General features: G+C 61.3%; 11 protein-coding genes. 8 read left to right on the top strand and 3 right to left on the bottom strand.

Going from position 1 to position 16,703, the window contains the following annotated elements; genetic code table 11:
* Positions 1 to 46: 46 nt before the first annotated feature.
* From bcsA to J5274_RS05445, 4 genes are read left to right on the top strand one after another with little or no spacing between them, the layout of a single operon-like run.
* On the top strand, positions 47 to 2,239 hold the full coding sequence (gene bcsA, locus J5274_RS05460; RefSeq protein WP_142823788.1) for a UDP-forming cellulose synthase catalytic subunit: 2,193 nt from the start codon (positions 47 to 49) through the stop codon (positions 2,237 to 2,239).
* Positions 2,236 to 4,662, top strand: a complete 2,427-nt coding sequence (locus J5274_RS05455; RefSeq protein WP_142829099.1) for a cellulose biosynthesis cyclic di-GMP-binding regulatory protein BcsB — start codon at positions 2,236 to 2,238, stop codon at positions 4,660 to 4,662. Before bcsA ends, J5274_RS05455 begins: the two co-directional genes overlap by 4 nt.
* Entirely contained in the window at positions 4,659 to 5,711 is a 1,053-nt protein-coding gene (locus tag J5274_RS05450) for a glycosyl hydrolase family 8 (RefSeq protein WP_142823786.1), read from the top strand. Before J5274_RS05455 ends, J5274_RS05450 begins: the two co-directional genes overlap by 4 nt.
* Positions 5,708 to 7,993 carry a tetratricopeptide repeat protein gene (locus J5274_RS05445; protein ID WP_142823785.1) on the top strand — a complete coding sequence of 762 codons (2,286 nt, stop codon included), beginning with the start codon at positions 5,708 to 5,710 and terminating at the stop codon, positions 7,991 to 7,993. Before J5274_RS05450 ends, J5274_RS05445 begins: the two co-directional genes overlap by 4 nt.
* Positions 7,994 to 8,020: 27 nt before the next feature.
* Here J5274_RS05445 and J5274_RS05440 read toward each other — a convergent pair whose 3' ends face one another.
* From J5274_RS05440 to J5274_RS05430, 3 genes are all read right to left on the bottom strand, one after another.
* Positions 8,021 to 8,830, bottom strand: coding sequence for a phosphate/phosphite/phosphonate ABC transporter substrate-binding protein (locus J5274_RS05440; RefSeq protein WP_142823784.1), 810 nt, complete (start codon positions 8,828 to 8,830; stop codon positions 8,021 to 8,023).
* A gap of 104 nt (positions 8,831 to 8,934) precedes the next feature.
* Positions 8,935 to 10,038 carry a mannitol dehydrogenase family protein gene (locus J5274_RS05435; protein ID WP_142823783.1) on the bottom strand — a complete coding sequence of 368 codons (1,104 nt, stop codon included), beginning with the start codon at positions 10,036 to 10,038 and terminating at the stop codon, positions 8,935 to 8,937.
* A complete protein-coding gene (locus J5274_RS05430; protein ID WP_142823782.1) occupies positions 10,035 to 10,943 on the bottom strand; it encodes a GntR family transcriptional regulator in 909 nt (302 codons plus the stop codon). The genes J5274_RS05435 and J5274_RS05430 overlap by 4 nt, the downstream gene beginning before the upstream one ends.
* A gap of 224 nt (positions 10,944 to 11,167) precedes the next feature.
* Between J5274_RS05430 and J5274_RS05425 the strand changes: the two genes are divergently transcribed.
* From J5274_RS05425 to J5274_RS05410, 4 genes are all read left to right on the top strand, one after another.
* Entirely contained in the window at positions 11,168 to 12,673 is a 1,506-nt protein-coding gene (locus J5274_RS05425) for a UxaA family hydrolase (RefSeq protein WP_161990927.1), read from the top strand.
* A gap of 33 nt (positions 12,674 to 12,706) precedes the next feature.
* Positions 12,707 to 13,726, top strand: coding sequence for an aldo/keto reductase (locus tag J5274_RS05420; protein WP_142829097.1), 1,020 nt, complete (start codon positions 12,707 to 12,709; stop codon positions 13,724 to 13,726).
* Positions 13,727 to 14,033: 307 nt separating this feature from the next.
* Entirely contained in the window at positions 14,034 to 15,014 is a 981-nt protein-coding gene (locus J5274_RS05415; protein WP_142823779.1) for an ABC transporter substrate-binding protein, read from the top strand.
* A gap of 121 nt (positions 15,015 to 15,135) precedes the next feature.
* Entirely contained in the window at positions 15,136 to 16,689 is a 1,554-nt protein-coding gene (locus J5274_RS05410; protein ID WP_142823778.1) for a sugar ABC transporter ATP-binding protein, read from the top strand.
* The last annotated feature ends 14 nt before the right edge of the window (positions 16,690 to 16,703 follow it).

Raw genomic sequence — 16,703 nt, 5'->3', positions numbered from 1 at the left:
ATGATCGCGTCGTGCTTGAGTGTTGACTTGAGGTAAAGGAATAACCATGCGCAAAGCCGCCAGTATCCTGATCTGGATGATCGTCGCGGTATGCGTAATTACCCTCATCACCCTGCCGATCAGCCTCCAGACGCAATTGATCGTCAGTGTCACGGTGGTCATCATCATGGCGCTGATCAAGCTGTTCCAGGGCGAGGGAAAATGGCGCCTCGTAGCGCTCGCCTTCGGAAGCTCGATCATTCTGCGCTACGTGTTCTGGCGGACGACCAGCACCTTGCCGCCAATCAATCAGCCTGAAAACTTTATTCCGGGCTTCCTCGTCTATCTCGCCGAAATGTACAGCGTGATGATGGGCGCGCTCAGCCTGTTTGTCGTTGCCATGCCGCTGCCGCCACGACCCTCTCGTGCCGCCACCGAGGGCAAGTTTCCGCATGTCGATGTGTTCGTGCCGACCTACAACGAAGATGCGGCGCTTCTCGGCAATACGCTGGCGGCGGCCAAGGCCATGGACTATCCACCCGAGAAGGTCACCGTCTGGCTGCTCGACGACGGCAGTACACTGCAAAAGCGCAATGCCAACAACATCCTCGATGCGCAAGCCGCTTCCCTCCGCCACATCCAGTTGCAGGAACTGTGCGAGCAACTCAGCGTTCGCTACATGACCCGCGATCGCAACGAGCATGCCAAGGCCGGCAATCTCAACAACGGCATGCAGCACTCGACGGGCGAGCTCATCGCCGTCTTCGATGCCGACCACGCGCCGGCACGTGATTTCCTGCTCGAAACCGTTGGCTACTTCGACGACGATCCGAAGCTCTTCCTGTGCCAGACACCGCATTTCTTTCTCAATCCAGACCCGATCGAGCGCAATCTGCAGACGTTCGACCACATGCCGAGCGAGAACGAGATGTTCTACGGCATTATCCAGCGCGGTCTCGACAAGTGGAACGCCTCGTTTTTCTGCGGCTCTGCTGCCGTCCTCAGGCGCAAGGCGCTGGCTGAAACCAACGGATTCAGTGGCGTCAGCATCACCGAGGACTGCGAAACGGCGATCGAGCTGCACTCGCGAGGCTGGAACAGCATCTATGTCGACAAGCCGCTGATCGCGGGCCTCCAGCCGGCGACCTTTGCCAGCTTCATCGGCCAGCGCAGCCGCTGGGCGCAGGGCATGATGCAGATCCTGCGTTTCCGCTTCCCGCTCTTCAAGCGCGGGCTCTCCCTGCCGCAGCGGCTTTGCTACATGTCGTCGACGCTGTTCTGGCTCTTCCCGTTCCCACGGACGATGTTCCTGTTCGCGCCGCTGTTCTATCTTTTCTTCAATCTCGAGATCTTCACCTCGTCGGGCGGCGAGTTCCTGGCCTATTCGCTCGCCTACATGGTCGTGAACATGATGATGCAGAACTATCTCTACGGCTCGTTCCGCTGGCCTTGGATCTCAGAGCTTTATGAATATGTGCAGACGGTGCACCTGCTGCCGGCGGTGATCTCGGTCATCCTCAATCCGCGCAAGCCGACATTCAAGGTGACGGCCAAGGACGAATCCATTGCCGTCGCGCGCCTTTCCGAAATCAGCCGACCGTTCTTCGTCATCTTTGGGGTTCTGCTGGTAGCTTTCGGAATGGCGATCTACCGCCTTTACGCCGAGCCCTACAAGGCAGACGTGACGCTGGTCGTTGCCGGCTGGACCTTGCTCAACCTAATCATGGCCGGCTGCGCTCTCGGCGTTGTCTCCGAGCGCGGCGAGCGGTCTTCGTCGCGGCGGGTGCGTGTTAACCGACGGTGCGAATTCGGCGTCGACGGACGCTGGTATCCGGCTTCTATCGAGGACGTATCCGTTCATGGTGCGAGGCTGCACGTCTTCAGCAAGACCTTCGATCCGCTGGGAGTGGACACTCGCGCGACGATCAAGTTCAGGCCCTACAGCGGCGCCCAGGAAGAGACATTGATCGTCACCGTGCGCAACACCCAGCCTAGCGGCGAAATCACGGCGATCGGCTGCCTCTACAATCCACAAAGCGCGCTGGATCACCGCCTGATCGCGGATCTGATCTTTGCAAACTCAGACCAGTGGACGCAATTCCAGCTCTCCCGTCGCCGCAATCCCGGGCTGATCAGGGGAACGATCTGGTTTCTCGGTGTATCGGCCTACCAGACGAGCCGCGGGCTTGTGTATTTCTTCCGCAGTTTCAAAGGCAAGCCCGAGGAGCAGATCCAGCCAGTGAAGGCGGGCGCACAATGAGGCCGGGTCGTATCGCGGTCGTAGCCGCGCTCGCTACAACATGGCTCGCGCCATTTGCCCTCGCGCAGACGACGCCCTTCGACATGACGCCTGAGCGGCCGAAGGGTGCAGCACCCGCGAGCCCATCGGTTCAGCCGGCACCCGCCGCGCCTGCCGCGCAGCCGGCCATACCGCCCTTTACACCCGTGCCGACCACCGCAAAGCCACCACCCGTGCCGACCGCCGCGGCCCCGCCAAAAAGCGCAGGTACTCCGGTTGGCAAGCCTGTCACGACCGAGCGCTTCAGGCGCTTCCTCGTCCCGGCTTCGGATCTTGGCCTGAACGGCGAAATCGACAAGAAGACATGGTCGATCTATCTGACACCGGCGCAAGCGGCCGCTCCGGTCAAGCTCAACCTCGCCTATCAGAACGCTATCGTCGTCGCGCCCGAAGCGTCTCAACTGACTGTTCTCATCAACAGCCGTTCGGTCGGATCGACGCCCATACGTTCTTCCGAAAAGCCGGAAGAGCTCAGCTTCGACGTGCCGCCCGGGCTGTTGCAGGCAGGCTCCAACCTGGTGAGCTTCGAGATGCAACAGCGCCACCGGACGGACTGCAGCATCTCCTCGACCTACGAACTCTGGACGGATATCGACCCGAGCCGCACTTATCTGAGTTTTGGCGGTACGGAAGCCGCGCGGCTGGTGAGCACCGATGGTGTCCGCGCGGTGGGCGTCGACGAAAAGGGCGCGACTGAATTCGACTTCGTCGTGCCTGGGCTTGCCCAGCCTGGCACCACGAAACCGCTCATGCGACTGGCGCAGGGCCTTTCGGTACTGAGCGGCATGCCCAACCAGTCCTTCAACTTCCAGACCGCCGGCCTGCCAGCCTTGGCACCGGGCAAGCTCACTGTTCTTGTCGGGACGGCAAGCGAACTGCAGCCACTCTTTCCGTCACTGCCACCGGCGGCACAAGTGGCCCCTGTGGCAACGTTCGTCAACGATCCCCGTAGCGGCGGACCGGTTCTGCTGGTCACGGGTCCTTCGTGGCAATCGATAGACACCGCCATCGACAGCCTGGTCACATCGACTGACCGGGCAGTGGACAACCGCCGCGACGTACTGGCGACGCAGCGATGGCAGGCACCCGATGTGCCACTGATTTTCAGCAATACTGTCCTGCCGTTTTCGCAGCTTGGCGTCTCCACGACACAATTTACCGGACGCCGATTCCGCACAGATTTCGGGATCGGCGTACCGGCCGATTTCTATGCCAACGCCTACGGCGAGGCGACCATACTGCTTGACGCTGCCTATTCCCCCGACGTCCTGCCCGGCAGCCATATCGACGTATTCGTCAACGGAAGCGTTGCCTCGACCGTGCCAATCACCAACAAGGGCGGTGGCATTTTCCGGCACCTGCCGATCCGTGTTACGCTCCGACACTTCAAGCCCGGGCTAAACCACGTTGCGGTGGAGGCCGCCCTTCTGACGAGCGCCGACGCCGCCTGCGCTCCGGGCTCGAACGCATCGGCAACGCCACATTTCGCGCTGTTCGATACATCGGAATTCCGCATGCCTGACTTCGCCCGCGTCGGCCAGCGTCCCAATCTCGCGGCAACCGGCGGCACCGGCTATCCCTACGGCCTGATCGAGAATGTTCTCCCGGTCTATCTCGACCGGGTGGACGCCGATACGCTGTCCGCATCGGCGACCTTCCTCGCGAGGCTGGCCCTGATGGCTGGCCGACCCATTCCCATCGAGGTCGCAACCTCGCCCGCCGGGATCGGCGATCGCAACGCGCTGTTCATCGGCCCCATTTCGCAGATCCCGCCGACAGCACTCACGCAATTGAATATCGCGCCGGCAAGCCAGGTCAGTTGGAGACCGAATACGGCTGGAAAGCCGGCAGATGTGGATACCGGCGCAACGTTCGAGCAGTGGCGGTCCATGGTCAGTGGCGGAAGTTGGACCGGGCAGATCTCCGCGTTCGAGGAATGGATGCGGCGGAATTTCGATATTTCCTTCAGCTCCCTGCGGTTCGCACCGAGTGCCGAGGCAACGTTCATGCCGAGCAACGCTGCGACAATCATGGTCGCGCAGGGCGCCAGTCCGGATGGCAACGGAACCTGGACCATCGTCACCTCGCCAACGGCTGGCGACTTGCGATCCGGCCTGACTGCTCTGTCCGCAGAGGACACGTGGCCGGAGCTTTCCGGTCGCATCACGACTTATGCGGCAGCAACCAAGAAGATCGAGACGGTGCCGGTGGCGCGGTTTGCCTTCGTGCCGACGCAAGATTTCTCCTTCTCCAACTACCGGCTGGTTGCCGCCAACTGGCTGTCGACCAACATCCTTTCCTACGCCTTGCTCTTTGCAGCCCTGACGATGCTGATGGGGCTTGCGACTGCCGCGCTTCTATCCAATCTCGGACGGCGCCGATGACTTTGAGGCAGGTCGCCGCCTGCGTCATCGGAGTGCTGTTCTTCTTTATCTGCGACAACCCGGCCGGAGCACAGGAGCCGATGATACAGACGCAGTCCTGGCAGGCGTACAAGGCGAAGTTTCTCGATCCCTCCGGTCGCATCGTGGACGACGGAAACGGCGGGATCAGCCACAGCGAGGGACAGGGCTACGGACTGCTGCTCGCCTACCTCTCCGAAAGCCCCGCAGATTTCGAGCAGATCTGGTATTTCACGCGAACCGAGTTACTGATCCGCGATGACGGGCTTGCCGCCTGGAGCTGGAGCCCCGATAAGACCCCGCATGTCGACGACATCAACGATGCGACCGATGGCGACCTGCTGATTGCCTACGCGCTGGCGCGCGCTGGCGCGGCCTGGGGCCGGGCAGACTATACGCAGGCGGCAACGAAGATTGCGGCGACGCTGCTCGACAAGGCGGTCGTCGAAAGCGGCGGCCGGACATTGCTGCTGCCGGGCGTCTCAGGCTTTGCGGCGGCCGACCGTGCAGATGGACCGGTGATCAATCCGTCCTACTGGATCTTCGAGGCCTTTCCTGTGATGAATGGCCTGGTGCCATCGCCGAAGTGGCAACAGCTTTCGGATGACGGCCACGTCCTGATTTCGCAGATGCAATTCGGAAAAGAAAAGCTGCCGGCAGATTGGGTGAGCCTGAAGAGGCAGGCTAAGCCCGCTGAAGGCTTCGTGCCGGAGTTCGGCTATAACGCAATCCGGATTCCGCTCTACCTAATGCGCGGCGGCATCGACGACAAGGATCTGCTGGGTCGGCTGCAGTCTGGAATGAGCGCTGCCGACGGCTCTATCCGGCTTATCGACCTCAACAACGACAGCGTCAAAGCTACGCTGGACGACCCCGGTTATCAGATTATTAACCATACTATGGCCTGTATGCTTGCGGGGACGAAACTCCCAGCGTCGGCCAAATCATTTGTTCCGACTTTGTATTTCCCGTCCACGCTCCACTTGCTGGGGCTTGCCTTTGTTGCGGAAAAGCATCCGGAGTGCCTATGAGACCGTCACTAGTCCTGTTGTCGGCGACGCTCATCATGACGGTGGGCATAGTCGGACTCAAGGACCGCTCGCAGATCGCCGACAGGGTGTCAGACCTGTTGGGCACGAACACGCCTGGTGAGATACCCCAGCTGATGCGCATGGGGCGTATCACCGGCCCTGACTTTCATCCCTTCGACAGGCCGACGACAGAGCCGGAACTGGGGCGCGATGTGGATACTGCACAGGCCGTGGAACTCGCCCAGAATACCGCAGCTTCCGATGCGCCGGCAACTGCCGCCGACCAGCCTTCCGCGGTCTCGCAGGCCGCATCTCCGCCACCGAACCCGCCTGCCGCTGCCCAACCGGCGATCGACGAGAGCGCCCTGCGGTATTTTGCCAGCCGCGGCGACAAGGCGCGGCTGCAGGCCGAAATCTCCAGGCTGCAGGCCCTCTATCCGACATGGACCCCACCGGCCGATCCGCTGGCCGTGCCACAGAACCAGGACAAGCAGCTGGAATCGATGTGGCAGCTCTATTCGGAGGCACGCTATGCGGAGGTGCGCAAGGCAATCTCCGACCGTCAGGCCGCCGAGCCGGGCTGGCAGCCACCTACGGACCTGACCGAGCGCCTGAATGTCGCGGAGGCTCGCACCCGCCTGATCAACGCTTCAGATCTGAAGCAGTACGAGACCGTCGTCAGCGTGGCCTCCGAAACCCCGAGCTTGCTGACCTGCAGCGAAGTCGATGTGCTGTGGCGGGTGGCGGATGCCTTCGGTCACATCGACCGCCTGACCCGTGCGCGCGACGCTTACATGTACGTCATGAAAAACTGCACCAATGCTGCCGAGCGGCTGGCGACGATCCAGAAGGCCTCGGCGCTGCTGCCTTACGGCACCATGCAGGACCTGATGGCGCAGGAAAAACCAATGGCCGATGGGACGCGGGAATTCGAGAGTATCCGCGACGACCTCGCCCGCCGTTTCGTGGCCGAGGCCAATGCCGACCCCAAACTCGTGATTGCCCCCGAATATCTGAGCCGCCTCGAGCGCCTGAGCGAGACGCAAGGACTGGCGTCCGATGCGCTGCTGCTCGGCTGGTACAACTATCCCCGGGGCGACCTCACGAATGCGGAAAAGTGGTTTCGTCTTGCGCGCACCAAGGAGGACACCGCGTCGGCATCGCAGGGGCTTGCCCTGACCCTGATTGCCCGCAAGTCTCCGGAGGAGGCCGAGGAGGTCATGTTCAAGTGGCGTGACGACTCCAAGGATGCGAATGCCACCTACCTCGCGGCGGCAGCAAACCTCTTGGCAATCGACCCACCGGTTATCCTCAAGGTCGACGTCCTGCAGCGGATCGCTGGCGCGGTCCTCAAGGCCCGCGATGTGCCCAGCGCACAGCAGTTCGGCTGGTATGCGCGCGGCCTCAACCAGCCACAGACGGCGGCACAGTGGTTCCGGACGGCGCTCGGGTGGAAGGCAGACGATGAGCCTTCCGCCTACGGCCTGACCATCACCCTTGCCCAATTGAACGACAAGGCTGGCGTCATGGATGTCCAGCGTCAGTGGGCCGGGCGATCCGAGCGGATCGCCATGCTCCGCGACATCGGTGCAGCCCCAAGGCAGGCCCGTGTCGATGGTGGCGAGACGCAGGCGATCGAAGCTGCGCCCCAGGGCACCAGACGGCAGCCACCGGCACCGGTTCGCGAGACAAGCTATCTCTCGTCTGCCCCGCGACAGGAGGCTCAGGTCGTAAGGGTAAGGGAAGCCCGCAGGCCTGCTGGCACCGGCTGCACGACGACCGTCGATCCCGCCATGCTATCGCCAGAGGCGGCACTCCCCCGCGCCTGGTGCCTGATGAGCAAGAAGCGGCCGGCCGAAGCAGCGGCAACCTTTGAAATTGCGCTTCGCAGCCCGCTGCCGAAGGATCGCCAGGACGCCGCGTACGGGCAGAGCCTCGCCTACCTGCAGCTCAATCTCGCCAGCAATGCCGCCGTCTCCGCAATCAAGGCGCCGCAGAGCCGCGAGCGGGCGCTGAGCCTGCAAGTGGCAATCCTCACCAAGCGCGCCTCGTCCGCCTATGACGAAAAGCGGTATCGGGAGGCCATTCTTTATCTCGACCAGCTCAACCAGATCCAGCCCGAGCAGATCGGCCTGATGGTGCTGCGCGGCTACGCCTACCTGAACCTCAAGCGCTATTCCGATGCCATCCGCATCTTCGAGGCTGCAGCCGCCACCGGCGACCATGATGCCATCACCGGCCTGACCAATGCCCGAAACGAACAGGCGCATCCCTCGAACTGATCGTCGTCGGGTGAGACCTACTCGAGATCAGGCGATGACGGGATAGCCTAGCGACGCGGCATCGCGTGCCAGTTCGGCGAGACGCTGGTAGGCGCTTTCGGGCAGGACCTCGAAACGTCGAAGCGACAGGACTTCCCTGACTTCAACGAGTTCCGTTGCCAAAGCAACCTCATCCAGAACGAGCCTAATTGCCGCTATCTCGTCGTCCGTCGTCCTGATCGACGTGATGAAAGGCAGGCCCGGGCCCTCCGGGGTCTCGGCAAGGATGCGTACATTGGCAAGCCGATCCGGATCGAAGCGGAGCGTGTTGCCGAAGGTGACGCAGTCGATAGCGGCCACGTCGGCCTTGCCGGAGGCGACGGCTTCGATGCTGGCGAGGTGGCCACCGGTCTCGATTACGGAGCCGAAAAATCTGCCGTCTCGCGCAAGCGGTGCGATAGCTGCGCGAAAAAGGTTGCTGCCGGAGTTCGAGCCGGGTTCGTTGATGGCCGCAGTCAATCCGCGCAGATCTTCCAGGCCCGTGGCAGGACTGGTTCCGGCGACGATGATCTTGCTGCGGTTGAGAGGTCCGTTGCAGCCCGGCAGATCATAAACGGGGGTTGCGAGCAGGCGGACACGACCAAGCAGCTTGGTTACGAACGGGAAGCCGCAGGTCTGCGCCACCAGCAGGTCTGGACGCAGCCAGGCCTGATCGTAGACCACAAGCCTGTCCAGATCGTCCGGGACACCATCGAGCCCTAGCTGGCGCAACCGATTTCGGAGATAGACCCATAGTGCGTCGTTGGCAGCAGCAACCGGGGCTGGCGTGGTGTACATGGCTAGGCTTGCAAGGCGCATGGTGCATCTGTCCGACGGCTTCAGGAGCAGATGTGATACACGCCGTTCGAAGCCCTTGACCAGAGGAAACCGTTGCCGGCTACCCTGGACACTCCGGGAAGCAGCTACGCTTCGGCGTTAGAGCGGATAATGGCTTGCAATGTCGGCGCGGGGATGCCCGACCATTCCACGAAACCCTCGAAACGTCTGCGAATTTTTTCGACATGGTTCTGGGCGATGTCGGAAAGCTTGTGGTCGAGAAACGGATTGTCGAAGCGTTGCAATGTCGCGACCACATAGGCCTCCGCCTCGACCTCCATTTCCTTTCGCGCAAAACCCGGAACGACTTCGGTCTCGTAGAGCGACAGGAGGGCGCCTCGGGTTTCCGGATCGCCAAGCATTTCGCGCACGGTCATCGCTTCCGTGCGGCCCTGCTCGATCCAGCGACTGGCGAGATAGGTATGGCCGAGGTTGAGGATGAAGAGTTTGAGTTTCTCGTAAGGCTCGATGTCATCAGCCACGACGATATCCGGATGGACGCAGGGCAAGGCCTGCCCCGGCATCCTTTGTATCGCCCAGAGAGCGTAGGGCTCGGCAACTGCGCCTGCCGGTGACAGCGACTCGGAGACGATGCGGTCAACCAGGGTGTTGCAGAAGATTACTTCCGTAGCGAGCCACGCATTGAAGGTGTCGTCCGCGTACCAGCGGGAGGCAAGTCCGGTCACGATAGCTCGCAACGCCTCGCCATTCCTGCTGATCAGCTCGCAAGGCAGGATTGTCAGACCTGCCCGCCCTGACCCGAACCGACGATGCAGCAAAACCGTCAGTTTTCCGGGGAAGGACACCGGCATATCCGCCGGGAGCGTCGCGGGCTCGAGGGAAATATCGTATCCCCGGTCTGCGGTGTTGCAGATAACCAGTTGGACTTCCTCGACAAACACGCGCTCGACCTCTGCCCAGTCTGCAGATGCGGAGAGTGCCCGCCTGACGCTAGTCACCTGCTGTAAGCGGTCCACCGGGCGGCCCTCTTCAATGCCACGGATATGGACAGGAAAGCCGCTTTCGACGGCGAGCCCCTTGAGGCGCTCGGCGCGCTCGCTTGCACCTGTCGTCTGCACGACGGTAATGGGCCCGAGGGCTTCGCCTTTCTCCATCGCCTCGCTGACGAAGAGATCGGCATGGGCCTGGAGAAAGCGGCTGGTGCCGAACTGCATTATGGGGGTCTTCACTTTGGGTTTCCTTCCTCGCTCGGGGCCTGCGGTATCGATTGCAGCAATGTCTGCCGGGCAGACCTCAGGTGATGACGGCAAGCCTCATCGATACGACCGATGTCGCGCGATTGCAGGGCGTCGATATAGGCCAGATGCTCGGCGATCGCCCTGGCATTCCGTTCCCGGGCCTGTGCCTTGTTCCACTGGTAGTGGTAGTGAAAGACGATGGCGATGACGTCGTAGAAATCGGCGATGAAACGGTTGTTCGAGGCGCGCTGGATCAGCAGGTGAAATTTCTCGTCGAGTTGTGAAAAGTCACGATATCGTTCGTCAAAGTCGGCAAGCAACTCGTCGTGCTCCTTGCGGATGGCGGCAAGGCTTGCCCAGGCCGGATGATCGGCCGGCAGCCGCCCGAATTCCGCTGCCGAGTGCAGCTCGAACATTTCGCGGACGTCAGCCAGTTCCAGCGCGAACTCGCGCGTAAAACCCTTCAGCGTCCAATGGCTGTTGGGGCGTTTCTCTATCAAGCCGAATCGCGAGAAGCGAATGAGGAACTCGCGCACGCTGGTCGTGCCTGTGCCGATTTCGCGGGCGAGTTCCAGCTCGTTGATCTGCATGCCCGGCTGGGCTTCGTCCGATAATATGCGCAGCATGAAGCTGCGCTCGATGATGTCGTGCAGCGAGTTTGTTTCCTGCTCGGGAAACAGATCGGCTGCCACAGGCGGCCGGAGAACCGTCTTCTCGCGTTTGTTCCACTGGATGATACCGACCTCGCTCAGCCGCAGGAGAATTGCGCGCGCAGTGCTGCGACTGATGCCGAGCTGGGCCGCGATATCAGGCTCGGACGGCAACGCGGCATGCGGGACAAGCGTCGCCGCATAGCGATTGAACGCTTCCTTGAACACCGTATTTTGTCTGGCCATGCCGACCCCCTGCTGCCTGCACGACCCCGCGCAGCTCGGCCACCTCTTAGGGCGGCAAAGCTTGCTTGGCCAGTGTAGCGCGCCTTTTCACAAGCGCTTGTTGTTGGCGCATTCTCCCTCGTCAGCGGCATATTCCCCGTTGACTTCAAAATGTTTATTGTAGATAAAAAACAAAATCAATGCGCGATTGCCAATGCAGCAAGCGCTTGGACAGGGAGACGAAGTTGAACAACCAGCCTTGGATCATCTTGTCCAACGGGGACAATGTCGCCGTTGCGACTGCACCGATCGCAGCGGGAACTGCGTTTAGCGGACTGCTGACGACGCGCGAAAAGATCGACCCAGGCCACAAATTCGCGCTGAAGGATCTTGGCTTGGGCGAAGCTGTGGTCAAGTACGGACAGGCAATCGGCCGCACGACGGCAGAGATCAAGGCCGGCGATCATGTGCACAGCCATAACCTCCATTTCGAGAACGACCGGCTTTCCGTGACGGCAGCAGCGGCGCCGGAGCCGGCAACCGAGGCTGAAAAGGCCCGGACGTTCCAAGGCTACCGCCGCGCCGACGGACGAGCGGCAACGAGAAACTATATCGGCATCCTTGCCAGCGTGAACTGTTCCACCACGGTTTGCCGAGCCATCGCAGAAGAGGCAAACCGGACGCTGCTGCCGCACTATGATGGTATCGACGGGTTCGTACCGATCGTCCACGATCAGGGCTGCGGAATGAGCTCGACCGGCGATGGCATGCATATCCTGCACCGGACACTGGCCGGCTACGCGCGTCACGTCAATTTCGGTGGCGTGCTGATGATCGGGCTTGGATGCGAGGTCAATCAGCTGACGCTCTACGGTCAGAGCGGTGCCGGTGCCAGCAAGCGTCATTTCAACATTCAGGATGCCGGTGGTTCGCGCCGTGCCGTCAATCTTGCCATGGGCGTGCTCAAGGAAATCTGCGAGGAAGTGGGCACCGCTCGCCGCGAGCCGATCTCCGTCAGCGAGATCATCATCGGCCTGCAGTGCGGCGGCTCGGACGGCTTTTCCGGCATCACCGCCAATCCTGCACTGGGGGCTGCGGCAGATATCCTAGCTGCTGCCGGCGGCACCGCCATTCTGTCGGAAACCTCGGAAATCTACGGCGCAGAACACCTGCTGCGCAGCCGGGCGGTGAGCGAAGAGGTCGCTGCCAAGCTCGATGCCAAGATCACATGGTGGGAAAAGTATGTCGCCTTGCACGGCGCATCGCTCGATAACAATCCGTCGCCCGGCAACAAGCGCGGCGGCCTGACGACTATCCTCGAAAAGTCGCTTGGCGCCGTCGCCAAGGGTGGCCGGTCACCGCTAACAGACGTGTATGGCTATGCCGAACGGGTCACCGGACGCGGCTTGGTGTTCATGGATACGCCCGGTTACGACCCCGTATCGGCAACCGGACAGGTTGCCGGTGGCGCCAACATGATCGCGTTTACCACTGGACGTGGCAGCTGCTTCGGATCGCGACCTGCTCCGTCATTCAAACTGTCCAGCAACTCCGCGCTCTACAAGGCGATGGAAGAGGACATGGATATCGACTGCGGCACGATTGCCACCGGCGAGACGACCATCGAGGCCAAGGGCCGCGAGATCTTCGAGCTGATCATCGAAACGGCATCGGGCAAGAAAACCAAGAGCGAAGCCTTCGGCTATGGCGACAACGAGTTTGTGCCTTGGCATTTGGGTGCGACGCTTTAAGACTGAAGATCTGCAATCGTCTGAGGAGAGATGATGAACAGGAGGAAAATCGGCAGGACGGCGCTCGAAGTCACCGAAATCAGTTTCGGTGCCGCGGCGCTCGGCGGTCTGTACCGCGCCTGCCCACGCGATCAGGCTATGGAGACATTGCAGGCGGCATGGGATAGCGGCATCCGCTATTTCGACGTCGCACCGTGGTATGGCCTCGGCCTTGCCGAGCGCTATGTCGGGGATTTCCTGCGCGACAAGCCGGATGGCAGCTACGTATTGTCGACCAAGGTCGGCCGATTACTCCGGCCGGTGCCGACCGGGACGGTCCCCGACTACAGCTATGTCGACCCGCTCTCCTTCGATGCTGACTACGACTATTCCTACGACGGCATCATGCGTTCGGTCGACTTCAGCTATGCACGCCTCGGCCTCAACCATATGGACATCCTCTACGTCCACGATATCGGTGCCTACACCCACGGGCGGGCCGCAAACGAACATCATCTCGGACAGTTGCTCGGCTCCGGACTGAAGGCGCTGGAGCAGCTGAAATCTTCAGGTGCCATCTCCGCCTACGGTCTCGGCGTCAACGAAGTTCCGGTCTGCCTCGACGTCATGCGCGCCGCCCCGCTCGACTGCATTCTTCTGGCCGGACGCTACACGCTGCTTGATCGCTCGGCAGTAGCGGAACTGATGCCGCTCTGCCGGACAGCGCAGACCTCGCTTGTCATCGGCGGAGTGTTCAACTCCGGCATCCTGGCAACGGGGCCGGTTCCCGGTGCAAATTTCGACTATATGCCGGCGACGGAAGAAGTGATCGAAAAGGTCGCAGCGATGGAAGCCATAGCCTCGAAAAGCGGTGTTCCCCTGGCGGCACCGGCGCTGCAGTTTCCGCTGCAAGATCAGCTCGTTGCGTCGGTGCTGATCGGCACGGGAAAGGCTGCAAGCCTGCATCGCAATATGGAAAACTTCGCGCAGCCGGTTCCGGAGAGCATCTATCCGCAATTCGAGCCCTACGTGCTGGTGGCACCGCCGCTGGGAGAAGATGCTGTGCGGGTGTAGCGCTGCACAGATTACCGGGCCGAAAGCGCCACAACGACTATTTGGAACATATATTCCATCTTGACACCTTCGTGGAATTTATGTTTCGTTGAGACAACTGGCCGTGGGGAGACGGCCTTGGAGAGGGAGGAAAAGGTACGGACGCCGTCCGTTTTTCAAAACAGTTCGAGCCACCATTGGCGGACACGCCGGACGCGGGCTCCCTTTCGCGTCAAACAATCACGAGACTACCGAAAAAGGTCGTCCGCATGCGTTCAGCGGCGCGATTTATCTGGAGGAGAACGCACCTGAGAGGAGAACTCACATCATGAAATCCATTCTTTCCCGCCGTGCATTTGCCGCCCTTGCCGGCGCTGCCGTCCTTGCCACAGCGATACCTGTCACGTCCTTTGCAGCCGAAGTGACGATCCCGATCATCGTCAAGGACACTACGTCCTTCTACTGGCAGATCGTGCTCGCCGGCGCCCGCAAGGCCGGCAAGGATCTCGGCGTCAAGGTGCCGGAACTCGGTGCCCAGGCTGAAACAGACGTCAACGGCCAGATCAGCATCCTGGAAAATGCCGTTGCCGGGAAACCCGCTGCAATCGTGATCTCGCCAACCGAATCCAAGGCGCTCGGCAAGCCTGTCGATGAAGCCGCCAAGGCGGTTCCGATCATCGGTATCGATTCCGGTGCCGACTCCAAGGCGTTCAAGTCGTTCCTGACGACAGACAACACCCAGGGCGGACGCATTGCTGCCGACGGTCTTGCCGCTGCCATCAAAGGCATGACCGGCAAGGAAGAAGGCGATGTCGTCATCATCACCAACACACCTGGTGCCGGCTCCCTCGAGCAGCGCCGCGCCGGCTTCCTGGATGAAATCAAGACCAAGTATCCGGGCCTCAAGGTTGTTGCTGACAAGTATGCCGACGGTCAGGCGACCACTGGTCTCAACATCATGACCGACCTGATCACGTCTAACCCGAAGATCGTTGGCGTCTTCGCCTCCAACCTGATCATGGCGCAGGGCGTCGGCCAGGCAATCGCTGAAAACAAGCTCGGCGAAAAGGTCAAGGTCATCGGCTTCGACAGCGACGACAAGACGATCGGCTTCCTCAAGGACGGCGCCATTGCAGGCCTCGTGGTTCAGGACCCCTACCGGATGGGCTATGACGGCATCAAGACCGCACTCGCCGTCTCCAAGGGTGAAAAGGTCCCCGCTACGGTCGACACAGGTGCCAACCTCGTCACCAAGGCAAACATGAGCGATCCGAAGATCGATGCGCTCCTGAACCCGAAGCTGAAGTAACAGCCATCACCGGAGGCCGCGCGGACACCCGCGCGGCCTTTCCACCCAAAGACAAACCGACTTTGAAGAAATGCGAAAAGCGCCTTTGAAAGGCGTTTGATGCAGTGGAGAGGATAGGACCATGGCCGGATTGGAAGAGGTCAGTCATCGCCACGATGACAACGCCGCCCTCAAGGAAGCAAACCGTGTTCCGCCGGGATCACCCATTCTCGAACTGAAGGCGCTTCAAAAGAATTACGGCTCGGTACAGGCCCTGAAGCCCGCGACACTGACATTCCTCGCCGGCGAAATCCACGCCATCGTCGGGGAAAACGGCGCCGGCAAATCGACCCTCATCAAGCTTCTGACCGGCGTCATCGGCAGGACGTCGGGCGAAATCGTGTGGTGCGGACATCCGGTCGCGCTGGCGACGCCGAACGAGGCGATCGAGCGCGGCATCAATGCCGTGCATCAGGAAGTCGTGCTGTGCCAGCACCTTTCGGTCGCAGCCAACCTGTTTCTGGGCGACGAAGTCAGCCGCTTCGGCGTGATGCGCAAGAAGCAGATGGAGACAATGGCGCAGACGGTGCTGAACGACCTCGGCTTCGGACTGCCCGCCGCAGCGCCGCTGAATTCACTGACGATCGGCCAGCAGCAACTCGTTGCCACGGCGCGTGCGGCGATGCGTGGTACGCAATTCCTGATCTTCGACGAACCTACCGCCTATCTGACGCGGCAGGAATCGGCCCAGCTTTTCAAGCTCATCCGCCGCTTGCAGGCCGAGGGCGTCACCATCGTCTATATCAGCCATCGCATGGAAGAGGTGTTCGAGCTGGCCGACCGCGTATCGGTACTGCGCGACGGGACCCACGTCGGCACGCGCCTTATCGGCGAGACGAACGACGAAGAGCTGATCACCATGATGATCAACCGCTCCATCGAGCAGATCTACCACAAGGAAGAAATCCCGATCGGCGAGACGATCCTCGACGTTCGTGGCCTATCCGGGCCGGGCTTCAAGGATGTTTCGCTGACAGTCAAGGAGGGCCAGATCGTCGGCCTCTACGGGCTGATCGGCGCTGGCCGCAGTGAATTCGTACTCGGCCTCTATGGCCGCGAGAAGACAACTGCCGGTGAAATCCACTGGAAGGGCAGCAAGGTCGACATCAAGAACGAGCGGAGCGCCATGGCGCTCGGCATTGCGCTTGCCCCAGAGAGCCGGCGCGACCAGGGCCTGTGCCTCAATCTGCCGATTGGCCTCAACATCAACCTGCCGGTATTCCAGCGCCTGAGCATGGGGCCTGTCATCAACCGCAGCAAGGAGGCTGCCAATGCCGACAAGCAGATCCGCGACCTCAGCATCAAGACGCCTACCCGGCGCGTGCCCGCCGCCAGCATGTCGGGCGGCAACCAGCAAAAAGTGGTGATCGGCAAATGGCTGAGCCACGGCGCCAAGCTGTTCATCTTCGACGAACCGACCGTCGGCGTCGATGTCGGCACCAAAGCGGAAATCTACCGGCTGTTCGCAACGCTTCTGAAGCAGGGAGCGGGCATCATCCTGATTTCCTCATACCTGCCGGAAGTCTACGAGCTGGCAGACAGGCTGCACGTCTTCCGTAGCGGCCAACTGGTGGCAAGCCATGATTTCCATGCCGCATCGCACGAGGAAGTCCTCGGCGAAGCCATCGGCGCGTGAGACATAAAGATTAA

The organism is Rhizobium sp. L51/94, assembly GCF_019355555.1.
Taxonomy (GTDB): Bacteria; Pseudomonadota; Alphaproteobacteria; order Rhizobiales; family Rhizobiaceae; genus Rhizobium; species Rhizobium rhododendri.
Note: the sequence above shows the minus strand (reverse complement) of the source record. Positions and strands in the feature narration are given on the sequence as shown.